Here is a 22586-nt window from a genome sequence, read left to right on the forward strand (position 1 = left end):
ATGTTTAATCGCCCTACCGCTTGCCGAACGCTATTGGTCGTCGGGCTGCTACTCAGCAAGCCGGCACTGTGTGCCGTGTCAGCGCAAACCGCCACGCAACTGGATCAACAGCTAACCCCAATAGGCGCCGAGCGTGCCGCTAATGCCGACGGGAGCATCCCCGCGTGGGACGGCGGCTTGCGCAGCGCCAGCAAAAGCCTAACGGACCCTTACCACGCCGACCCACTGCAACAGCGCATCGACACCAGCAACATCGCGCAGTTTGCACAATGGTTGAGTCCGGGCACCCAAGCGATGCTTCGCCAATACCCGAAAAGCTTTTACCTAAACCAGTACCCGACTCGCCGCAGCGCTACGTATCCAGAAGCCATCCTGCAGCAAAGCCGCTTAAACGCTACCCAGATCAGCCTTAACGCCAGCGGCAGTGGCTTGGTAGGCGGGTATAGCCAGGGAGTGCCCTTCCCTATCCCAGAACGTGCCGAGGAAGTGCTTTGGAACCATATCACTCGTTACCGCGGTGGTTCGGTTAACCGAGAAACGCACCGCATGCCAGTGCAAATCGATGGCAGCTACCAGGCCAGCCTGATTCGCCAAACACAGGTCTTTGCCAGCCACATTCAAGACAACAGCCCAGAGCACAATATTCTCTTCTACTTCATCGGGCAGACCTTAGCCCCAGCGCGTTTGGCAGGGAATATTGCCCTGATTCACGAACCCCTCGATCAACTACAGAGCCCGCGCCAAGCCTGGGCCTACAACGCCGGACAACGACGCGTGAGGCGCGCACCGACGCTGGCCTATGACTCGCCGCAAAACAGCTCGGAGGGCCTCGCCACTTCCGACAACATGGACATGTTTAATGGCGCCTTTGACCGCTACACCTGGACGCTTAAAGGCAAGCGCGAATTGTTGATTCCCTACAACAACTACCGCCTGCATGACAAAAGCCTGAAGTACAGCCAGCTCATTCAGCCGGGGCACCTGAACAGCGACTACGTACGTTACGAAAAGCACCGCGTCTGGGAAATCACCGGGGAACTCAAGCCCGGTCAGCGTCACCTGTATCAGAAGCGCACATTCTTTATTGACGAAGACACCTGGCAGATTGCCCTTGCCGACCACTACGACGCGCGCGGAGAGCTCTGGCGAACCTCCATTGCTTATCAGATGAACTTCTATAACGACTTAGTACCGTGGATGACCGCCGAGGCTATTCATGACCTACAGTCGCGCCGTTACTTGGTCAGTGGCCTCAGCAATGAAGTGCAACGAGAAGCACGCTTCGGCGACACCGCTTTGCGCCAAGACTTCAAACCGGATGCTCTGCGCCGCCTAGGGGGCAAGAACTAAGCAGCGCGAAAAAATCAGCCAGCCCTAAACACAATCTCAAGGCTGGCTGTTTTTTTGCTGTATGCCCCCTAGCTAAGCCGCTCGCTCTTCAACGCTTATACAACGCTTCCAAGCTGGCAGAGCCCAGGGCATGGGCCTTGACCATATAACCGGTCAGCGCCGCCGAGGCCCCGGCGGGTAGCTCAAGCGGTTGCGACAAAGCAAACACGGTGAACTGATAACGGTGCGCGCCGTGGCCTTCTGGCGGGCAAGCGCCGCCAAAGCCCGCCACACCGTAATCGTTACGGGCGTGCTGGCTGCCTTTAGGCGCACGCGGCTGCTCGGCATCGCCCGCGCCGCTGGGCAAGCTGGTCACTGTGCTGGGGATATTCACCAACTGCCAGTGCCACCAGCCGCTGCCGGTGGGGGCGTCGGGGTCGTAGGCAAACACGGCAAAGGCTTGCGTGCCCGCCGGGGCGCCGCTCCAGCTCAGTTGCGGCGAGCGATTGGCGCCGTTGCAGCCAAACCCGGCAAACTCCTGCGCTTGGTTCATAAACTCGCCGTGCGCGATGTCGGCACTGCGTAAGGTAAAGGGCTCGGCCGCCACGCTGTGGGCAACCAGCGCCAAGGGCGCCAACCAGGTTAAGGGGTGTTTAACAAAGAACATGATGACTCCTAAGGCTGTGCATGGAGCCTTTACCCTACTCGCGGCGCGCCGGGCTGATTAGCACCAAAGCGCGCAATGATTATCCTGTTTCGCGCAATCGGGTCCGCCGCAGCGCCGTGGGCGTGAGGCCAAAGTGCTGTTTGAACTTCTCGGTAAAGCGCGACTGCGAGTGGTAGCCACACTGCTCGGCAATCTGCCCAATGGGCGCAAAGCCGGTTTGCAGCAGGTGCAGCGCACGGCTGAGTTTGGCGTTGTCTTTGAGGGTTTGCAGGTTGGTGCCTTCGGCGCTCAAACGCCGCCGTAAGGTGGCTTCGCTCATCGCCAGCTGCGCTGCCAGCGTGGCCGCGTCCGGCGTTTGCCTAGGCTCGGCGCCGAGCACGGCATAAACCCGCTGGCTTAGGCTGGGCGGCAGGCACAGTTGGCTAACCGCCGGGTAACCACTAACGGCCAACAGCTGCAGTAACTCTTGGCGCCGCAGCGGCCACAAGGCCGCCGGGGCACACGCCGACCACTGCACAAACTGCAGCAGCGCGGTGTGCAGCAAAGGCTCTACCGTGCCATGCACATAACGCGGTGCCGGGCTGCTCTGGCTAGGCACACTGGGCAACGCCGGGGCGGGCTGGTGCGGCGTTGGCGGGGCGAAGTCGGCGAACTCAAACTCAATCAACAAGGCCAAGTAATCCCCCGCCTCTGGCAGGTTACGCACGCTCAGGGTGGCGTTATTGGCCAGCAAGGCAAAGTCCCCGGCGCGGCAGGTCAGCGGCTCGGCATAGCCCAACGCTTTACTGCCGCTAAGCACCACCACCAGCAGCGGCTTGGCAATGGTCACATTGCGCAGATGTTGAGCGTGCACCGCACTGTACAGCGCGAAGGGCAAGGCGCGGTCTTCTCTGGCAAGCGCTTGGCAGGCGTGAATAAGGGTGTGCATGCGGCGGCCTCCTGCCGGTTTATCGCTGGGCAGGATAATGCCACCAGCCCAGCGGAGCTACGCCGCGGTGCCACGCAGTTGGTCGATTTGCTCCAGCAGCCATTGCAGCGCAGGGTCGCGGGCGCGCAGCGCGCTGCTGACCACTTGCAGGTGAAACGGGCCCAAGGCGAAGGGCAGCGGGTACAAGGCCAGCGGCAGTAACTGGGCAAAGTGCTCGGCCAAGCTGGTGGGCAAGACGGTGACTAAATCGCTGCCGACCACCAAGTGCGCGGCTTGCAGGTAGTTGGGTGTGGTGTACACCACCTGCCGGCTGAGGCCTTGTTCGCTCAGCCATTGATCGACCATGCCGCGCGTTTGCCCGCCGCTAACCCACAAGTGGCGCAGGCGCAAAAACTGCGCTAAATCCGGCGCGCTGCGCAGCTGCGGGTGTTCACGGGCGGCGACAATACGCAGGGTTTCGCTGCGCCAAGCGCGACGGGCAAAGCGGTTCGGCACCTCGAAAAAGCGCCCGATAAGCACATCCAGCTCGCCGCTATCCAGCGCCTCGGCAGGCAGCTGGGGGGTTAAGTGACGCACCCGCACGGCCAGCCCCGGCGCTTGTTCGGCGAGGCGCGCCAGCAGCTCGGGCATTAGCAGCTGCTCCACGTAGTCGGTGACGGCAATCTCGAAACGTTGCTCGGCGCGCGCCGGGTCGAAGTCGCGGCCATCGCTCAGTTGCCAAGCGATTTGCTGCAAGGCTTGGCGCAGCGGTGCCTCCAGCGCTAAGGCGCGTGGGGTGGGTTGCATCTGGCGGCCCACGCGCACTAACAGCGGGTCATCCAGCGTTTCACGCAGGCGGTTTAGGGCGTTACTCACCGCCGGTTGGCTGAGCGCCAGCTGCTCGGCCGCGCGCGACACATTGCGCTCGCGCAACAGCACATCGAGCACGCGCAACAGGTTGAGATCGAAGTTCAATATATTCACTGGCCAAATCCAACCTATCACAACTAACAATTTCTCAAATAGTAAGCCCTTGCCTAAGGTGCTGTGCAGGTTTTTCACTCTGCGAGGGCAGGTCATGCACGCAAGCGCAATTCGCCAAACCGCCGTGATCGGCGCGGGCACTATGGGTCGGGGCATTGTTATCAGTCTGGCGAACGCCGGGTTTGAGGTGCTCTGGCTCGACAACAACCCGCAGATGCTCGAACAGGGCCTGCGCAACCTCGAAGACGTCTGGCAACAGCAAATCAGCAAAGGCCGCCTCACTTGCAGCGAGGCCGCCGAGCGCTTAGCCAATGTGCATCCGGTGGGCGACTACGCGGCGCTGGCCGATGCCGATGTGGTGATCGAGGCGGTGTACGAAAACCTCGCCCTAAAGCAGGAGATCTTCCGCACCTTAGACGCCACCCTGCGCCCCGAGGCGCTGCTGGCCAGCAATACCTCGGCGCTGGATATCGACGCGATTGCCGCCGTCACCCAGCGCCCGGCACAGGTGCTGGGCCTGCACTTTTTCAGCCCGGCGCACATCATGAAGCTGCTGGAAATCGTCCGTGGTGCCCACACCAGCGCGGCCACCCTAGAAACCGCGCGCGCCTTGGGCGAACGCTTGGGCAAGGTGTGCGTGGTGGCCGGTAACTGCGATGGTTTTATCGGCAATCGCATGCTGCACACCTACGTGCATGAAGCGCGCATGTTGCTGCTCGAAGGCGCGCTGCCCGCGCAGGTGGATGGCGTGCTGCAACAGTTTGGTTTTGCCATGGGCCCATTCCGCATGTACGACGTGGTCGGCATCGACTTGGAATGGCGCGCCCGCGAACTGGCCGGCAGCGGCCAAGACGCCCCAGCAGTGCAAGTGGATAACCGCCTGTGCGAGCTGGGCCGCTTCGGCCAGAAGAGCGGCCAAGGCTATTACCGCTACGCCCAAGGCAGTCGCGAGGCGCAGCACGACCCCGCCGTCGATGCCCTAGTGGTCGCGGTGAGCGAGCGCTTAGGCATGACCCGCCGCGCGATCAGCGAAGAGGAAATCCGCGAGCGCTGCCTGCTCGCGCTGGTCAACGAAGGGGCGAAAATTCTCGCCGAAGGCATCGCCGCCAATAGCCACGATATCGACTTGGTGTACCTCAACGGCTACGGCTTTCCGGCGGCCAAAGGCGGGCCGATGAACTGGGCCGACGACCAAGGCCCGGCGCATATCGCCGCCCGCCTGCGCGCCTTGCAAGCGCAGCACGGCGCACATTGGCAACCGGCGCCGCTGATCGAGCGCTTGGCCGCCTACGGCAAGCGCTTCAGCGATGTGCAGGGAGGCCAGGTATGAGTTACCAAGCGCCACTGCGCGACATGCGTTTTGTTGTGCACGAGCTGTTCGACGCCAGCGCGCATTGCGCCGCGCTCGGCACGGGTCTGGACCGCGAGCTGATCGACGGCGTGCTGGAAGAAGCCGCGCAGTTCACCGCCCACGAGCTGGCCCCACTCAACCGTGGCGGCGATGAACAAGGCTGCCGCCTAGACGACGGCCAGGTGACCACCCCGCAGGGCTTTCGCGCCGCGTACCGCCAGTATGTCGAGCACGGCTGGGCGAGCATGACCGGCCCGCAAGACTTTGCCGGGCAAGGCTTTCCCCTGCTGGTAGCCGCCTGCGTGCACGAGATGCTGATGAGCGCGTGTTTGTCGTTGCGGATTTATTCCGGGCTCACCGAAGGCGCCGTGCTGGCGCTGCACAAACACGGCAGCCCCGCGCTGCAACGTGACTATCTGGCCAAGCTGGTCAGCGGCCAATGGACCGGCACCATGTGCCTGACCGAAGCCCAAGCGGGCACCGACCTGGCCCTGCTGCGCACCCGCGCCGAACCGCAGGCCGACGGCAGCTACCGCATCAGCGGCAGCAAAATTTTTATCAGCGGCGGCGAGCACGATCTGGCGGAAAACATCATCCATCTGGTGCTCGCCCGCCTGCCCGACGCCCCAACGGGGGTCAAAGGCATCTCGCTGTTTTTGGTGCCTAAGTTCATCGCCAATGGCGACGGCAGCTTAGGCGCGCGCAATGCCGTCAGTTGCGGCGCGCTGGAACACAAGATGGGCATCAAAGGTGCTGCCACCTGCGTGATGAACTTCGATGGCGCCAGCGGTTATCTGATTGGCAACGCCAACCAAGGCTTGGCCTGCATGTTCACCATGATGAACGACGCGCGCTTTCAAGTCGGCCTGCAAGGCTTGGGGATTGCCGAGGCGGCCTACCAAGGCGCGTTGCGCTATGCCCGCGAGCGTTTGCAGTCGCGTGGTTTGGCCGGTGCCGTAGCGCCTGCACAGGCGGCCGACCCGATCATCGTGCATCCGGATGTGCGGCGCATGCTGCTGACCCAGAAGACCCTCGTCGAAGGCGCGCGCATGCTCGCTGCCTACACGGCGCTACAGCTGGATAACGAACAGCAGCAACACGACAGCGCGGCGGCCCGTCGGACGGCGTTGCTGATCCCTATCCTCAAGGGCTTTGTTACCGACCTTGGCCAAGAAGTCGCCAGCCTCGGCGTACAGGTGTACGGCGGGCACGGCTATATCCGCGAGTGGGGCATGGAACAACTGATGCGCGACAGCCGCATCACCCAGCTGTACGAGGGCACCAACGGTATTCAGGCGCTCGACCTGGTCCGCCGCAAAGTGCTCGGCGACGGCGGTGCCGAGCTCAACGCACTGCTCGATGAATGCGCCGCGCAGGCCGAGCGCGCCGCGCAGCATCCGGCACTGGCCGCCTTGGCCGCGCCGGTGCAACAGCGCTTGACCGAGTGGCGGGCGCTGAGCGCCGAGGTGCTGCAACGCTGCCACGCCGATGTGCAGGAGATCGGCGCGGTGTCGGTGGATTTCCTCCACTACAGTGCCTATGTGCTGCTCGCCAGCCTGTGGCTGCGCGCCGCCGAATGTGCCCAGCAAGCGCTGGATAACGCCAGCGACGAGCATGCGTTTTACCAAGCCAAACTGCACAGCACGGCGTTTTACCTAAAGCGCATCCTGCCGCGAGCCAGCGCGCACCGCGAAGCCCTGCTGGGCGGCGCCGCCTGTTTGCTGGCGCTAGACGCCGAACACTTTGCCTTTTAACCCCCGCACGAGAGCCGACTATGCAAGCCTTTAGCTTTGCCACCACCGCGCAAATTCTCTGTGAGCCGGGCGCGGCCAGCCGTTTGGGCGAGTTATGCCGCGAGCGCGGCGCGCAGCGGGTGTTGCTGATCAGCGACCCCGGCATTGTGCGCTGCGGTTTGCTCGACGACTGCTTAGCCAGCTTCAGCAAAGCCGGGCTGCACGTGGCGGTGTTCGATGAAGTGCTCGCCGACCCGCCCGAAGCCATTGTGCTGCGCGCCGCGCAACAAGCCCGCGAGCTGGCCGTGGAGCTGGTGGTCGGCTTTGGCGGCGGTAGCTCGCTGGATGTGGCCAAGCTGGTGGCGCTGCTCGCCCACCCCAATCAACGGCAAAGCTTGGCCGAGCTGTACGGGGTGAACCAAGCGCGCGGCCCGCGCTTGCCGCTGATTCAGGTGCCGACCACCGCAGGTACCGGCTCGGAAGTCACCCCGATTGCCATCGTCACCACCGGCGAAACCACTAAGCTCGGCGTCGTCTCACCGGTGCTGTTGCCGGATTTGGCGCTGCTGGATGCCGAGCTGACCTTAGGCCTGCCGCCTGCGGTGACCGCCGCCACCGGCATCGACGCTATGGTGCATGCCATTGAGGCTTACACCAGCAAGTTGAAGAAAAACCCGCTGTCGGACTTACTCGCCCGCGAGGCGCTACGCCTGCTCGCGGGCAACTTGGAGCAAGCCGTGCACCACGGCACTCAGCGCGAAGCACGTCAGGCCATGTTGCTCGGCGCTTGCTTGGCCGGGCAGGCGTTTGCCAACGCGCCAGTGGCCGCCGTGCATGCCTTGGCCTATCCACTGGGCGGGCATTGCCACCTGCCGCACGGGCTGGCCAATGCCTTGGTGCTGCCCGAAGTGCTGCGCTTTAACGCCCCGGCCGCCGCGCCGCTGTATGCCGAACTGGCCCCGCTGCTGCTGGGCGACAACTACCGCGGCAGCGGCACCGGGCAACGCTGCGCCGATGTCATTCACTACTTAGCCGGGCTAAACCGCCGCTGCGGGCTACCCAGCCGACTGAGTGAAGCCGGGGTGGCGCACAACCTGCTGCCCACCTTAGCGCGCGACGCTTTGCTGCAGCAGCGCCTGCTGGTCAATAACCCGCGCGAGGTGCACGAGGCCGATGCCTTGGCCATCTATCAGGCGGCGTATTGAATCCCTCTGTTTGTATTCCCCTCTCCCTCTGGGAGAGGACTAGGGTGAGGGCATAGCTAGGCTGAGGGCGATGCAGGCAGCTCGGAGCCGCTTGAGATATCCCTCACCCCCGGCCCCTCTCCCAGCGGGAGAGGGGTGGTCAATGGCTGGCAATACAGCCGGCGAATCAAACTATTGCGCCCAACGCCTAGCCTCTAGGCTGCTGGGCAGGTCAGACGAGAACAGAGCATGAGCCACGCTGAGCACCTGCGCGCCGACTACGCCCACTTCCAGCCAATCACCACGCGCTGGCACGACAACGATATCTACGGCCACGTGAACAACGTTGTCTATTACAGCTACTTCGACAGCGCGGTGAACACCTACCTGATCGAGCACGGCGGGCTGGATATCCACCACGGCAGCGTGGTCGGTTTTGTGGTCAGTTCGGCGTGCGATTACTTCGCCCCAGTGGCCTTCCCCGAGCGCATCGAGGTGGGGCTACGGGTCGCCAAGTTAGGCAACAGCTCGGTGCACTACGCGCTGGCCATCTTCAAGCACGGCCAAGCGCAAGCCTGCGCCGCCGGGCAGTTTGTTCATGTGTTTGTCGATCGGGCGAGCAACCGCCCGGTGTCTATCCCCCCGGCGCTGCGCGAGGCGCTTAGCCGCCTGCAGCGCACCACCCCGTAAGGAGCTTGCCATGCAAGATGCTGTGATTGTTTCCACCGCCCGCACGCCCATCGCCAAGGCGTTTCGCGGCGCGTTTAACGACCTCAAATCGCCATCCATGGCCGCCATTGCCCTGCAAGCGGCGGTCGCGCGCGCCGGCATTGAGGCGGGTGAGATCGAAGACGTGATCATGGGCACCGCCATGCAAGGCGGCACCGCTTCCACCAACCTCGCGCGCCTGTCGCTGCTGGCCGCAGGCTTGCCGCTGTCGGTGAGCGGGCAAACCATCGACCGCCAGTGCGCCTCGGGGCTGATGGCGATTTCCATCGCCGCCAAGCAGATCATGGTCGACGGCATGCAAGTCACCGTCGGTGCCGGGCAGGAGCAGATCAGCCTAGTGCAGAACACCCACATGAAGTGGACCGCCGCCGAGGCCGACGCCAATGTGGTCAAGATGGCCGAGCACGCCTACATGCCGATGCTGCAAACCGCCGAAATCGTCGCCAAGCGCTACGGCATCAGCCGCGAGGCGCAGGATGAGTACGGCTTCCTGTCGCAGCAGCGCACCGCCGCCGCGCAGGCTGCTGGCTTGTTCGAGGGCGAAATCGTCCCGGTCACGGCCCGCAAGAAGCTGGTCGACAAGGAAACCGGTGCCGTCAGCTACCAAGACGTCACCCTCAGCCAAGACGAAGGCAATCGCCCGCAAACCGTGCTGACCGACTTGCAGAACCTCAAGCCGGTGATCGACGGTGGCTGCATCACCGCAGGCAACGCCAGTCAGCTGTCCGACGGCGCCAGCGCCAGCGTACTGATGAGCGGCACCTTGGCCGCGCAGCGCGGTATCCAGCCGCTGGGCCTGTATCGCGGCATTGCCGTGGCTGGCCTGGCGCCCGAGGAAATGGGCATCGGCCCAGTGTTCGCGGTGCCCAAGTTGCTCAAGCAACACGGCCTGACGGTGGACGATATCGGCCTGTGGGAACTCAACGAAGCCTTCGCCTGCCAGGTGCTGTACAGCGCGCAGAAGCTCGGCATCGACCCGGCCAAGCTGAACGTCAACGGCGGCGCCATCGCCATCGGCCATCCCTACGGCATGAGCGGCGCGCGCATGGTTGGCCATGCCCTGCTGGAAGGCAAACGCCGTGGCGTGAAGTACGTGGTGATCACCATGTGCGTCGGCGGCGGCATGGGCGCGGCGGGCCTGTTCGAAGTGCTGTAACCCCTTGCCCGGCGCGGGCTCACCGCGCCGGGTAGCTTGCTAGCTATTCGGCGACAGCAGGACGGTAATCGGCCTGCCAACGATTGGCACGGCGGAAGGTGCCCAAGTCATTAAAGCGCACGCCCGTCTCGCGCATCACCCGGTGCGCCGTACGGGCGGTGAGTTGGCGGATATAAAACGGTTCTTTAACCACGAAATGGTGGATCGCATGGGTGCTGCCAAAATTGCAGCAAAACGCCTGCAACGGCCACAACCACCAAGGGTTAAGCACTTGGGTTTGCTGGATCACATTGCCCGGCTCAACGTCGCCGTAGTAGTGCATGTTCGAGCTGACAAAATGCAGGCAGAAGGTGCGCAGCACGTTGGGCCCCACCCACACCACCACAAGGATATCCAGCACAGGCAACCAAGCCGCTGCGCTGCTGCTCCACAACACCGGCTGGCCCCACAGCTGCGCCAGCAGTTGCGCACCGTGGCCAAGCAAAAACGCGTACCACACCCCCCAGTTGAGCAAGCCCAGCGGCGCATACACCGCCAGCGTGCGCCCGGCGATATAACGCTTACGCGCCCAGCTTGGCGCGCGCAGCAGGCGAATCAAGGCCGCCATCATGTTGTCGCCCACCATCAGCAAACGCGCCCAGCCCCACGGCTCGCCATTGGTGATGGCGCGCTCTTCCAAGTCAGCCTCGCTGCCCGAGGTTTTATGGTGATTAAGGTGCAAGCCACGGCGCACCCAGGGGTTAATCGTGCTCGGCCGTGCCAGCCAGACCAGCAACATCATCACGTTATGCGCCAGCGGCTGCTTACGAAAATACATGCTGTGGATCAGGTCGTGCTCCAGCTCGTGAGTCAGCGAGGCAAACCAAGCATTGAGCAGCAGGCAAGCCCACCACGGCAAAACGCCCTCGATATACAGCCAAGCGCTGCCGAGCATGCCCAGCAAGGCAAAGGTCAAAATCAGCGCGCCGAGCAGGTTCTGCCGCTGCAGCAGCGGATAACGCGCACGCAACGCTTGGCCTTCGGCGAGCACCACCGAGCGGATATGTTCGGCGCGCGCCGCCGCCGACAGCGCGCTTGTATTTTGTTGCGACATCAAGACATCCTCTTGGCTCGGCTGGCCCGCTTGGGCACAGCGCGGTGGTCTGACAGCTTCACTCACCTTCACTGTGCGCGGTTTACCGTGCACCCGCCTGTCAGCACACGCCAAGCTGTTGTTCGAGGACGCCAACCATGCGCGAACCCACCACATTAAGTAGCTGGACCGGCGCCCTGTGCCGCCAGCTCGATAGCCTCGGGCTGGATAGCCAAGCCCTGTGCCGCACCGCCGGGGTGCAACTGCCCAGCGCCGCACAAGCGCCCTGCCGCCTGCCGCTGTCGGCCACCAGCCGGCTATGGACGCTGGCCGTGCAGCACAGCGACAACCCCGCATTAGGGCTGGATACCTCACGGTTTGTCTGGCCCACCACCTTTCATGCGCTGGGCTTGGCGATTGTCGCCAGCGACAACCTGCTACACGTGTTCCAGCGCATCACCCGCTACTACCAAGTGGTGACCGATGCCTTGGCGCCCACCCTGCAAGCCGACGGCGACAGCTATTTGCTCAGCCTGCGCCAGCCGAGCGACAGCGCCGCCCCGCACCCGGCGGCGGTGGATGCCTTTCTAGCCATTTACGTGCGCACCTGCCGCCAACGTTTGGGCCGTGACTACGCCCCGCAAGCGGTACTGCTGCGGCGCCTGGCACCCAGCGACCCAAGCCCGTGGCACAACACCTTTCGCGCACCGGTGCAGTTTGCCGCCTCGGTCGATGGCCTGCGTTTCGCCCGCGCCGACTTACTGCGCCCGCTGGCCGATGGTCACCCGCAACTGGCCGCCCACAACGAAGCCCTGCTAGAACGCGAACTGGCGCTGCTGCAACGCCCGTGGAGCCAACGTGTCGAAGCGCAAATCAGCCAGCATTTAGCCGCCGGCGAACCCAGCGCCGAGCGCATAGCCGAACGCCTGTGCGTCAGCCTGCGCAGCCTGCAGCGCCATTTACACGACGAGCAACGCAGCTTCGAGCAACTGCTCGCCAGCATCCGTCAGCGCTTAGCCTGCGAGCACTTGACCGACCCGCGTTTGTCGATCAGTGAGGTGGCCTATCTGCTTGGTTTTGCCGACAGCAGCAGCTTTAGCCGCGCGTTTCGCCGTTGGCTGGGTTGTAGCCCCAGCCAATGGCGCGCCCGCCACGCCAGCTAACGTTCACGATATCGAACGCCGAGCAAATGCCGCGCGAAACGCCAAACTGCGCCGCCAGCGCAGCAAACACGGCTCATGCTTTTGATCTATTTTGTTGTTTTTGTTGAACAGGCTATTGCCGAACGCAGCGGCTACGCCTACGATTTGTTTGACTTTTTGAACACTAACGTTGCTCATCTTGAGCAACCGTCAGGAGATGACCGATGGAATTGCAAGACGCCAGCCTGTTCCGCCAGCAAGCCTATGTGGATGGCCACTGGTGCGAGGCCGATCACGGCGCGCGCTATGAAATCCGCAATCCCGCCACCGGCGAGCTGCTGGGCAGCGTGCCGAACATGAGCGCAGCGGAAACCCGCCGCGCCATCGAGGCCGCCGCAGCTGCACAAAAAGACTGGCGTGCGCGCACCGCCAAAGAGCGCGCCAAGCTGCTGCACAAGTGGTTTGAGCTGCTGATGCTGCACCAAGAAGACCTCGCCCGCATCATGACCTGCGAGCAAGGCAAGCCGCTGGCCGAAGCGCGTGGCGAAGTGGCTTACGCCGCCTCCTTTATTGAGTGGTTTGCCGAAGAGGCCAAGCGCGTGTACGGCGAGACCATCCCCGGCCATCAACCGGACAAGCGCATCATCGTGCAGCGCGAGCCGATTGGCGTGGCTGCGGCGATCACCCCGTGGAACTTCCCCAGCGCCATGATCACCCGTAAGGCCGCCCCTGCGTTGGCCGCCGGTTGCGCCATGGTGCTTAAGCCTGCGCCGCAAACGCCGTTCTCAGCCTTAGCACTGGCCGAGCTGGCTGAACGCGCGGGGCTGCCCAAGGGCTTGTTCAGCGTGATCACCGCCGATGTCGACGCCTCGCGTGATGTGGGCGGTGAGCTGTGTAGCAACCCCATCGTGCGCAAGCTGTCGTTCACTGGCTCCACCGGCGTGGGCGTGAAACTGATGGAGCAATGCGCACCGAGCATTAAAAAGCTGTCGCTGGAGCTGGGCGGCAACGCGCCGTTTATCGTGTTTGACGATGCCGATCTGGATGCCGCCGTAGAAGGCGCGATGATCAGCAAATACCGCAACGCTGGGCAGACCTGCGTGTGCGCCAACCGCCTGTACGTGCAAGACAGCGTTTACGACGCCTTTGTCGCCAAGCTTGCCGAGGCGGTGGCCAAACTGAAAGTCGGCAATGGTCTGGAAGATGGCGTCACCACCGGCCCGCTGATCGACGCCAACGCAGTGGCCAAAGTGCAGCGCCACTTGGACGACGCGGTGAGCAAAGGCGGCCAAGTGATTACCGGCGGCAAACCGCACGCACTTGGCGGCACTTTCTTCGAGCCGACTATCGTCACTGGCGTGACCCGCGAGATGGCCGTGGCCCGCGAAGAAACCTTCGGCCCGCTGGCGCCGATCTTCCGCTTTAGCGATGAAGCCGATGTGATCGCCCAGTCTAACGACACCGAATTTGGCTTGGCCGCTTACTTCTATGCGCGCGACTTGGGCCGCGTGTTCCGTGTTGCCGAAGCGCTGGAGTACGGCATGGTGGGCATCAACACCGGCCTGATCTCCACCGAGCTAGCGCCGTTTGGCGGCATGAAAAGCTCCGGCCTTGGCCGCGAAGGCTCGCGCCACGGCATTGAAGAGTATTTGGAACTGAAATACCTGTGCATGGGCATCTAGGAGGCACTGATTTAATGTCTGCACGGCTCAATCACTGCGTTGTGCGGTGCTCGCAACCTCGCCTACCAAGCGGTATGTCTCGGTTGCTGTGCTCCGTACGCCTTGTGCTTGAACCGTTCGCCAATTAAATCAGCGCCTCCCTAATCGCTGCACTATGCAGTCACCGTTTTGCGCAGCGGCTGTGTCGGCCACTCCGGCCGCTGCGCTGCTTTATTAACTCTGCCGTGCCGCACGGCAAGCTTGAACATGAGGAACACCATGAGCCAAAACAATGAGCAGCTGATGCAACGGCGTAACGCCGCCGTGCCGCGTGGCGTAGGGCAGATTCACCCGATCTTCGTCGATCGCGCCGAGAACGCTACGGTTTGGGACGTTGAAGGCCGCGAATTTATCGACTTCGCTGGCGGCATTGCGGTGCTCAACACCGGCCACCTGCACCCGAAGATCATCGCCGCTGTGGAAGCCCAGCTGAAAAAGGTCACCCACACCTGCTTCCAAGTGCTGGCCTACGAGCCGTACGTCGAGCTGTGCGAGAAGATCAACGCCAAGGTGCCGGGTGATTTCGCTAAGAAAACCCTGCTGGTGACCACCGGCGCCGAAGCGGTAGAAAACGCCGTGAAAGTGGCCCGCGCCGCCACCGGCCGCGAAGGCGTGATTGCCTTCACCGGCGGCTACCACGGCCGCACCATGGCGACCCTCGCGCTAACCGGCAAGAAAGTCCCCTACTCCGCCGGCATGGGCCTGATGCCCGGCCCGGTGTTCCGCGCCCAATACCCCTGCGAGCTGCACGGTGTGAGCGAAGACGACGCCATGGCGAGCATCGCACGCATCTTTAAAAACGATGCCGAGCCGTGTGACATCGCAGCGATTATTCTTGAGCCAGTGCAAGGCGAAGGCGGCTTCTATGTCGCCTCGCCGAGCTTCTTCAAGCGCCTGCGCGCACTGTGCGACGAGCACGGCATTATGCTGATCGCCGACGAAGTGCAAACCGGCGCGGGCCGTACCGGCACCTTCTTCGCTATGGAGCAAATGGGCGTCGCCCCCGACCTGACCACCTTTGCCAAGTCGATTGCCGGTGGTTTTCCGGTGTCCGGCGTGTGCGGTAAGGCTGAAATCATGGACGCCATCGCCCCCGGCGGTTTGGGCGGCACCTATGCCGGCAGCCCGATTGCCTGCGCCGCCGCGTTGGCGGTAATGGACGTGTTCGAGGAAGAAAACCTGCTGGCCCGCAGCCAAGCGGTGGGTGAGCGCCTGACCAATGCCTTTAAGGCTATCCAGAGCAAGCACAAAGCGATTGGCGATGTGCGCGGCTTAGGCGCCATGGTGGCCGTGGAGCTGTTTGAAGGCGGCGATGTGCACAAACCCGATGCGGCGCTGACCGGCAAGATCGTCGCCCGCGCGCGTGACAAAGGCTTGATCCTGCTGTCGTGCGGCACCTACGGCAACGTGCTGCGTATTCTCGTACCGCTGACCGCCAGCGACGAGCTGCTCGACCGTGGCATGGCGATTATCGCCGAGTGCTTCGCCGAGTTGGCGTAAACACAGCGCCCGCCGCCAACCCCTCTGCTGAGCGGTTGGCGGCTTAGGCCTGCGGTATAGCCAAATGCCATATCGCGTACGCAACTCTCTTCTACACTAAGCAATATCACCGACTGTCTCGGCTACACGACCAACTGGGAGCTGGTCTTAACCAACCCTCTCGGCAACGCCACGAAGGCCGCTGCCGTGCTGCGAGACCCCGGCATGGCCAATGACCCTTTACTTGCCGCCCTAGAAGCCATCACCGCGCTTCGCTCGTTAGAGACAGTGGAAGCAGCCCTGCTGAAAACCATTGGCGAAATCTACCCACAGATAGACCGTCTACACCTACTGACGTGGCACGATGGCGAGCTGATTGAGTACGGCGCCCTGCTGGATGGCCAGTTTGCCGAGCACAACGGCAGCCCCTTGCATGCCGAACATCCGCTCTATTCGCTGCGCCACACACTGCACTATGACCCCGAGCGTAAGCCCGGCGTGTATGGCGAGTATTACCTGTACCCGCTCAGCCGGCTCGACACCCTCACCCCAACCCACGCGTTGCTAGCCCTGCGCACCACGCGCTTATCGGGGCAAGCCCGTAAGGTGATCGGCAGCCTGATTCGCATTGTGGAAAACTTCACCGAACTGCTGCGCGAAAAGAACCGTGATCGCCTTACCGGCCTGTTCAATCGCCATCAGCTGGAAGAAGGCATCCATCAATTACTCAATCGCCGCACCCCGCATACCGGTGGCCAGTACTGGCTGGCGATGATGGACATCGACCACTTCAAGCAGATCAACGACACACTAGGCCACCTGTTTGGCGATGAGGTGCTGCTCACCGTCAGCCAATTAATGCAGGGCGCCTTCCGCAATCAAGATCAACTCTTTCGCTACGGCGGCGAAGAGTTTGTCGTGCTGCTCGGCGGTGTCGATGAAGACGGCGCACTGGGTGCTCTAGAGCGCTTTCGCAGCGATGTTGAACGCTATCGCTTTCCCCAGCTCGACAGCGTCACCCTCAGCATCGGCTACTGCCAGTTACTCAACCAAGGCAGTGCCGCCACAGCGCTGGGTGAGGCCGATCAGGCGCTGTATCAAGCCAAACATCGGGGCCGCAACCAAGTGTTTGCTTACCACCAGATTTGCGCCACGCAAACCATTAACCCCGAGACCGGTAGCATCGATTTGTTCTAACCGCTAAACAGCGGCAAGCCGAGCAGAAACTGCACCACGCTGGCGTTGGCGATATCGATAAAGAACGCGCCGAGCAGTGGGATGACCAAGAAGGCTTTCGAGCTGGGGCCAAACTTGTCGGTGATCGCGTTCATGTTGGCGATACCCACCGGTGTGGCGCCTAGGCCCATGCCGATAAACCCCGCGCTGATACACGCGGCATCGTAATCACGGCCCAGCGCGCGGAAGATCACCAGCACGGTAAACGCCACAATCAATACGCTTTGCAGCAGCATGACGAGGAACACCGCGCCAAAGGCGCTGCGCAGCTCTAGCAGCGGCATGCTGATCATCGATAAGCCTAAAAACAGCTGCAAACTGATCGCGCCCATTAAATCCACCGGGCGGGTGTCGAGCTTAACGCCGCTGGCATCCAGCACATTGGCCATCACGATGCCCATCAGCATGGCGGTCAGAAAGCCCGGCAAGCGCACGTTGTAGCCAATTAACCAGTCGTTAACCTGCGCGCCCACGCCAAAGCACAGCGCGACTAAAAACAGCGCACGCATAAAGTCCGGCACGTTAATCAGGTAGGTCAGGGTGCCGTGGGCTTCGATGTGCGCCATCTCCACGGTTTTTTCCGTGCTGCTGAGGTTATGCCGCTTAATCAGCCAAGCGCCTAGCGGGCCGCCGCATAAGCCGCCGGTAATCAGCCCGGCGGTGGCAAACATCATCCCTAGGCCGGCGGCATCTTCTAAGCCAAGCTCGTCGGCAAACACTTGCCCCCAACTGAGCGCGGTGCCATGCCCGCCCACCAGCGAGATGCTGCCACCAATCAAGCCGTACGCCGGGTGGGTGTCAAACGCCACCGCCATGCCCACCCCGACGACGTTTTGCAGCAGCAAAAACGCCACCGCCAACAGCAGCATTAACGCTAACGCGCGACCACCCACCAACAAGGCGCGTAACCGCGCCGACAAACCAATGGTGCTGAAAAACACAATCAGCAGCAGATCACGCAGGGCCAAATCGAACTGCACCTGCAAACCGGCCAGCGCCTGCAACAAGCTCAGCACTAAGCTAATCAGCAAGCCACCAGTGACAGCAGCGGGAATGTTATAGCGCTCTAAAAAACCCACCCGCGCATTCACCGCCATGCCCAGCCACAAGGCAATAATCGCTAAGGCGAGACCCATAGCCCCGCCCAAATTGATCTGCTCTGGCATAGCGCCCCCCGCTAAATAGCAAAGCCTTTAGCTTAGCGTGGGTGGCCTTAGCGGCTGGGGCTTTCTGCCCATGCCTTGATGGAGGGCAAGAAAAAAGGCTGCGGGCGAACGCCACGCAGCCTTTCTCGAACCCCGCCGCGCTTAGTCGGCGAGTGCGATGTCATCCACATACGGCGATTGCAGATCGCGCTCGGGGATTTCCCAAATCACTAACTGCGGTGGGCTTTGGCTGAACTCTTTGCCGCTGAAATACGCCTTGGCCGCACCGGAAAACTCGCCGCCATCTTTGGCAAAGTTGCCGATGCTGGCGCCGAGGGCTTGCTCCAGCAAACGCACGAAGTTGGAATTACGCGAGAACGAGGTGCCAATCAACGCGATGTTGGGCAGTTGGCTGTCACCAAACAGGTCGTCCAAGCTCAGCTCATCGCTGGCTTGTTCCTGCACGGTAAAGGTCGACGCGGCCAATTGCTCACCCGCAGGGCGCAAAGCTACCGGCAGCCAATCGAGGCCCGCCAAGCGCACTAAGTCGCCATGCCAAAGCTGCGCTTCGCCGGCCTCACGTTTGAGCTGCTGCGCGGGTGTCGCGCTGATGCCCTGCGCGCTTACCCCGGCGGCAATCGCCTGAGTAGCGGCTGCGGCGCCCAGCTCGCTCCAGTGCGTGTCGGTGCGCAAGAAGGCGTCACTGCCCAGCGGCGCCATGACCTCGGCCAAGTTCAACACCGGGACGTTTTGCGCCGCCAGCAGGGCTTGCCAATCCTTCACCCGCTCAGCCAGTTGCGCCGAGCGCGCTAAGCCGCACAGCTGCTCGCTAGCGATGCGGCTTTTATCCGGCACTACGGCGACCAGTAGCTTGATGTTGCGCTTGGCCAGCCAATCACGCACGGCAGTGACTTTCTCTGCTTTGGCCGCAGCATTGGCCTCTGCATGGTGGTGGATGCGGTTTTCATCGGCCAAAAACAGCCAGCCGTCACAGCCACGACGCACGCGCGTGCCGGTGTCGCCAATCGCCAGCCAGCTAGCGGCGCGCTCTAAGTTAGCGGCTTGCTCGGCAAACGGTACATTGGCCAGCTCATCGGCAATGCGGTGGGTAAAGGCGCCATTAAACAGCTGCTCGTTAGTCAGCTCTTTGGGCGGCTGAACCGCAACCTTGCCGCTGACCACGGACCAAATCACCGAGGCCAACCCCGCCACGAAGAAGACCAGCATCACCATGCCCGCCAGGGGGCTGAGCTTGGCGGTTAAAGCTTCGGCTGCTGAATTGTGGGTATCAGTCATCGCTTCTGGCCTTAAAACTGGAAGTACAAGAAGGGCACGGTTTCACGGCTGGCGATCAGGGCGAACGACAGCAAGAAACCCAGCACCGGCCACGCAGAACCCAGCACAACGAACAGCGCATGGTGCCCGTAGCGGTTCTCGAAACGCTGCTGATAGATAGGTGCAACTACGCAGAACACGCCCAGCAAGGCGGCGATAGCGTGGGTCGGGCGCAGCGTTGCCGCGAGGGCATCGCCCAGCGCAAAGGCATTGAGGCCAAACTGCCCGGCATACATAGTCATCGCCGTGGCGAAGTCCGGCGCGCGGAATAGCGTCCAGGCCAGTGCCACAAACAGCAGCGTCAGCACATGCGACAACGCGGTGGGGATGCGGAACCAACCGGCGCCAGCCCAGATACGCGCCACGCACAGCGCTACACCGTGCGCCGTGCCCCAGAGCAGGAAGTTCCAGCTATCGCCACCGTGCCACAAACCAGCAATCGCCATGGTCAGCAGCAGGTTGCGGTAGATCATCCACTTGCTGCCGCGATTGCCACCGAAGGGGATGTACAAGTAATCGCGAATCCAGCTGGACAGCGACAAGTGCCAGCGGCGCCAGAAGTCTTGAATGCTGCTGGCCAGATACGGCCGATTGAAGTTCTCCGGAAAGTGGAAGCCGAGCATCAGGCCGATACCGATGGCCATGGCGCTGTAGCCAGCGAAGTCGAAGAACAATTGCAGCGAATAGGCCAGACAGCCCACCCAAGCATCGACAAAGCTCGGCTCGGGCAGCGCGAACGCGGCATCCACCACTGGCGACAGGCTATCGGCCACCAACACCTTCATGCTCATACCAATCATGAAGCGCCGCGCGCCGAGGCTGAAATTGCCCCAGCTTAAGCCCCGATGCGACAGCTCCTCGCTCACCCAGCTGTAACGAATGATTGGCCCCGCGATGGACTGACCAAACATCAGCAGGTAAGTCGCATAGTCGACAAAACTGCGCTCGACCTTAACGGTTTGCCGGTACACATCGACCAAGTAGGAAATCGCCTGCAGGACGATAAACGACAAGCCCGCCGGCAAGGCTACCTTCTGCCACTCCAGTGGCATGGCGCCCTGCGAGATCAGCAACTCGCTGAGGGTCGCGGCGAGGATGTTGGAGTACTTGTACCAGCACAAGACCAGCACGTTGAGCACGATCATGGCCGTCAACCAGCGCACCCGGCTCTTGGAGCCGAGCGGCGCGCGATCGATTAGCAGACCACCTACCCAAGTGATCACTGTCAGCACGGTATGCAGAAGCATAAACATCGGGCTGAGCCAGCCAAAAAACACCCAGCTGCCGATCAGCAATACGCCGTTGCGCCACTGCGTGGGCGAGAGCACATAGATCAGCAGAACCAGCGGTAAAAAGAGCGTCAGGAACTCGAGGGAGGTGAAGACCATGTTGTCGGCATCAGTTCGCTAAATTATCCACGGCCTGAAACAGGCGCGGGCCTTGGGCCGACGGCACCAGCAGCACGCTGTAGCGCTGCCCAGCTTCTAGCTGGCCCAGCTCTAACGGCGCACCGGCGGCAGTGCCCGCGCATTGCAGTTGCACGCTGAGCTTTAGCGGATTGATAAAGCGACGTTGCACATCACCATGGGCAACGGCCTTGAAGATATCCACCGCGCGCCCGGCCACTTGCAGGCTGGCATCAGCACAGCTGGCATCGGCGTTGTAGAAGGCCAGCGAGGCCTTCAGTGCGTTGAAGTCATCCGGCTGCTCACGCAGGGTATGCAGGCTCAAGCCAGCCGCGCTGGGCAAGCCAATCACAGTGGCGAACTCACCGGGCTCGACGCTGACATCCAGCTCGGCGCTCTGCTCACCTTGCTTAAGGGTGCCTTGAATCGGCTTACCGGCAGGCACCGTAAGAAAGTCTGAGGCGCGCTGCTGAGCATCCAAGGTCAGGCTGGCGCCATTAGCGGCGCTCAGCGCTAACGGCTGCTCACCGGCATTGAAGAAGCGCAAGAAGGCGGCATCTTCACTGGGGCCTGTAGGGTACAGCGGGATTTCTGCGGCTTGCGCCAGCAGCGGCAGGCCCAACAGGACTGCCCAGCATGCGCGCTTCATTACTTAGCCCCTTTCTTCAGGCTGCTGGCCGGCAGCTTGCTCATCGCCTCAGCAATGCCTTTACCCCACGCCTTGTAACCGGCCACGGTGAAGTGCTGACCGTCGGTGGTGATCCACTGACCGGGCTTGGACATCTTCAGCGAGTCAACGTAAGTGCACGGCGACACGTTAGAGGCGAGGAACTTGGACATCAGCACCGTGCGCGGGTCGTTCTTGTGGTACATGCCACCGGCCTTACCCCAAGCCGGGCCAACCCACACGCACTTAGTGCCGGTGGCGGCGATTTCTTTGGTCAGCTTAGTGACGCTCTGCCAGGCCCAGGCTTTGGGGAACGCCGGCTTGTCGTAACTGGCCATAGTGTCGCCAATCACCAGCACCACCACGTCGGGCTTGTGGGTAGCAATCAGCTGCTTGATCGGCGTAGTGGTGGCACCACTGCCGTTGAGCTTGAGCTTCTCTTTGTTCTTCTGCACCGCGCCGCAGTCGACCTTTTTGGTCACCAGCCAATCGGCGGCACTGGCGCCACAGGCACCGATGGAATAGACGTTGGCACCTTTTTCTACCAGCGCAGCATTAAGCGGCTGGGTGAGGTGGTTATTCAGGCTCATGTGGCTTTCGCCAAGCACTAACAAAGACAAACCGGCAAGAACGGAGGCAGGCATCGGATACTCCTCGATGAACAGTGGTGATAAGGCTGACTGACGAGCGGATTACTTTTTCAGTACCGCTTCGAGCTCCTTGCTAATCGCTGCACCCCAGTGCTTGTAGCCCTGCTGGGTGAGGTGTTGGCCATCCGTGGTTGCCCATTGACCGGGCTTAGAGAACTTCAATGAATTGATATAGCTGCACGGCGCAACGTTGGCCGACAGGAACGACGAGATCTGCTTCACCCGCGGGAAGGTCTTGCCGTATTTGCCGCCTTCGGTACCCCAGTTCGGGCCAACCCACGCACACTTAGTGCCGGTGGCGGCGATGGCTTTGGTCAGGCTGGAGGTCTGCTGCCATACCCAGGTTTTGGAGAACGACGGCTTGTCGTAGCTGGCCATGGTGTCGCCCATCACGATCAATACCAAATCCGGCTTGTCCTGCTTGATCAGCTCGCTGATCGGCGTGGTTTGCGCCTTAGCGCCACGCAGCGAGACGGCTTTGTCTTTGCCACGGCGCTCGGCGGCACCACAAGAGCCGCCCTTGGTGACTTTCAGCCAGTCGCCAGCATTGGCACCGCACACCCCAATCGAGTGCACGTTAGCGCCTTTGCGCTGCAGATCGCTGTGCAGGCCATCGATTAGGTAATACGGGGTGGCCATGTGACTATCGCCAATGACCAAAATAGACAAACCAGCCAGCAGTGAAGACGCCAT

General features: G+C 62.1%; 20 protein-coding genes. 10 read left to right on the top strand and 10 right to left on the bottom strand.

Features of this window, described 5'->3' with window-relative positions:
- Complete coding sequence (locus BMX80_RS00775; RefSeq protein WP_074864131.1) at positions 1 to 1350, top strand: DUF1329 domain-containing protein; 1350 nt, start codon at positions 1 to 3, stop codon at positions 1348 to 1350.
- An 88-nt stretch (positions 1351 to 1438) separates the two neighbouring features.
- Here BMX80_RS00775 and BMX80_RS00780 read toward each other — a convergent pair whose 3' ends face one another.
- The 3 genes from BMX80_RS00780 to BMX80_RS00790 all read right to left on the bottom strand — a co-directional run bounded on the left by BMX80_RS00780 (position 1439) and on the right by BMX80_RS00790 (position 3887).
- Complete coding sequence (locus tag BMX80_RS00780; protein ID WP_074864133.1) at positions 1439 to 1996, bottom strand: YbhB/YbcL family Raf kinase inhibitor-like protein; 558 nt, start codon at positions 1994 to 1996, stop codon at positions 1439 to 1441.
- A gap of 79 nt (positions 1997 to 2075) precedes the next feature.
- On the bottom strand, positions 2076 to 2924 hold the full coding sequence (locus BMX80_RS00785; RefSeq protein WP_074864135.1) for a helix-turn-helix transcriptional regulator: 849 nt from the start codon (positions 2922 to 2924) through the stop codon (positions 2076 to 2078).
- A gap of 57 nt (positions 2925 to 2981) precedes the next feature.
- Positions 2982 to 3887, bottom strand: coding sequence for a LysR family transcriptional regulator (locus BMX80_RS00790; RefSeq protein WP_074864407.1), 906 nt, complete (start codon positions 3885 to 3887; stop codon positions 2982 to 2984).
- A gap of 94 nt (positions 3888 to 3981) precedes the next feature.
- On the opposite strand from BMX80_RS00790, the gene BMX80_RS00795 reads away from it, so the two are divergent.
- The 5 genes from BMX80_RS00795 to BMX80_RS00815 all read left to right on the top strand — a co-directional run bounded on the left by BMX80_RS00795 (position 3982) and on the right by BMX80_RS00815 (position 10040).
- Positions 3982 to 5217: a 3-hydroxyacyl-CoA dehydrogenase gene (locus BMX80_RS00795; protein WP_074864137.1), complete on the top strand. Its 1236-nt coding sequence runs from the start codon at positions 3982 to 3984 to the stop codon at positions 5215 to 5217.
- Entirely contained in the window at positions 5214 to 6992 is a 1779-nt protein-coding gene (locus tag BMX80_RS00800) for an acyl-CoA dehydrogenase C-terminal domain-containing protein (RefSeq protein WP_074864139.1), read from the top strand. The genes BMX80_RS00795 and BMX80_RS00800 overlap by 4 nt, the downstream gene beginning before the upstream one ends.
- A gap of 20 nt (positions 6993 to 7012) precedes the next feature.
- Complete coding sequence (locus BMX80_RS00805; RefSeq protein ID WP_074864141.1) at positions 7013 to 8176, top strand: iron-containing alcohol dehydrogenase; 1164 nt, start codon at positions 7013 to 7015, stop codon at positions 8174 to 8176.
- A 228-nt stretch (positions 8177 to 8404) separates the two neighbouring features.
- Complete coding sequence (locus BMX80_RS00810) at positions 8405 to 8845, top strand: acyl-CoA thioesterase (RefSeq protein ID WP_074864143.1); 441 nt, start codon at positions 8405 to 8407, stop codon at positions 8843 to 8845.
- Between the two features lie 10 nt (positions 8846 to 8855).
- A complete protein-coding gene (locus BMX80_RS00815) occupies positions 8856 to 10040 on the top strand; it encodes an acetyl-CoA C-acyltransferase (protein WP_074864146.1) in 1185 nt (394 codons plus the stop codon).
- A gap of 43 nt (positions 10041 to 10083) precedes the next feature.
- Here BMX80_RS00815 and BMX80_RS00820 read toward each other — a convergent pair whose 3' ends face one another.
- Complete coding sequence (locus BMX80_RS00820) at positions 10084 to 11133, bottom strand: fatty acid desaturase (protein WP_074864148.1); 1050 nt, start codon at positions 11131 to 11133, stop codon at positions 10084 to 10086.
- Between the two features lie 137 nt (positions 11134 to 11270).
- On the opposite strand from BMX80_RS00820, the gene BMX80_RS00825 reads away from it, so the two are divergent.
- The 4 genes from BMX80_RS00825 to BMX80_RS00840 all read left to right on the top strand — a co-directional run bounded on the left by BMX80_RS00825 (position 11271) and on the right by BMX80_RS00840 (position 16651).
- A complete protein-coding gene (locus BMX80_RS00825; protein WP_074864149.1) occupies positions 11271 to 12275 on the top strand; it encodes an AraC family transcriptional regulator in 1005 nt (334 codons plus the stop codon).
- A gap of 203 nt (positions 12276 to 12478) precedes the next feature.
- Entirely contained in the window at positions 12479 to 13936 is a 1458-nt protein-coding gene (gabD, locus tag BMX80_RS00830; RefSeq protein ID WP_074864151.1) for an NADP-dependent succinate-semialdehyde dehydrogenase, read from the top strand.
- A 258-nt stretch (positions 13937 to 14194) separates the two neighbouring features.
- Complete coding sequence (gene gabT, locus BMX80_RS00835; RefSeq protein WP_074864152.1) at positions 14195 to 15475, top strand: 4-aminobutyrate--2-oxoglutarate transaminase; 1281 nt, start codon at positions 14195 to 14197, stop codon at positions 15473 to 15475.
- Positions 15476 to 15661: 186 nt separating this feature from the next.
- Positions 15662 to 16651 (top strand): GGDEF domain-containing protein, encoded by a 990-nt coding sequence (locus BMX80_RS00840; protein ID WP_139213982.1) that lies wholly within the window; start codon positions 15662 to 15664, stop codon positions 16649 to 16651.
- Here BMX80_RS00840 and gltS read toward each other — a convergent pair.
- The 6 genes from gltS to BMX80_RS00870 form a co-directional block, all read right to left on the bottom strand.
- Entirely contained in the window at positions 16648 to 17826 is a 1179-nt protein-coding gene (gltS, locus tag BMX80_RS00845) for a sodium/glutamate symporter (protein ID WP_217641963.1), read from the bottom strand. The two genes, BMX80_RS00840 and gltS, sit on opposite strands and share 4 nt — an antisense overlap.
- A 171-nt stretch (positions 17827 to 17997) precedes the next feature.
- Positions 17998 to 19131: an alginate O-acetyltransferase AlgX-related protein gene (locus BMX80_RS00850; protein WP_139213983.1), complete on the bottom strand. Its 1134-nt coding sequence runs from the start codon at positions 19129 to 19131 to the stop codon at positions 17998 to 18000.
- Positions 19132 to 19142: 11 nt separating this feature from the next.
- A complete protein-coding gene (locus tag BMX80_RS00855) occupies positions 19143 to 20558 on the bottom strand; it encodes an MBOAT family O-acyltransferase (RefSeq protein WP_074864157.1) in 1416 nt (471 codons plus the stop codon).
- A 10-nt stretch (positions 20559 to 20568) separates the two neighbouring features.
- The gene (locus BMX80_RS00860; RefSeq protein ID WP_074864159.1) at positions 20569 to 21225 is read right to left on the bottom strand and encodes an alginate O-acetyltransferase AlgF; all 657 of its coding nucleotides are present in this window, start codon (positions 21223 to 21225) and stop codon (positions 20569 to 20571) included.
- Positions 21225 to 21887: an SGNH/GDSL hydrolase family protein gene (locus BMX80_RS00865; protein ID WP_074864161.1), complete on the bottom strand. Its 663-nt coding sequence runs from the start codon at positions 21885 to 21887 to the stop codon at positions 21225 to 21227. The genes BMX80_RS00860 and BMX80_RS00865 overlap by 1 nt, the downstream gene beginning before the upstream one ends.
- A 48-nt stretch (positions 21888 to 21935) precedes the next feature.
- On the bottom strand, positions 21936 to 22586 hold the full coding sequence (locus BMX80_RS00870) for an SGNH/GDSL hydrolase family protein (RefSeq protein ID WP_074864163.1): 651 nt from the start codon (positions 22584 to 22586) through the stop codon (positions 21936 to 21938).

The sequence above is a fragment of the Atopomonas hussainii genome (genome assembly GCF_900109735.1).
GTDB classification, from domain to species: Bacteria; Pseudomonadota; Gammaproteobacteria; order Pseudomonadales; family Pseudomonadaceae; genus Atopomonas; species Atopomonas hussainii.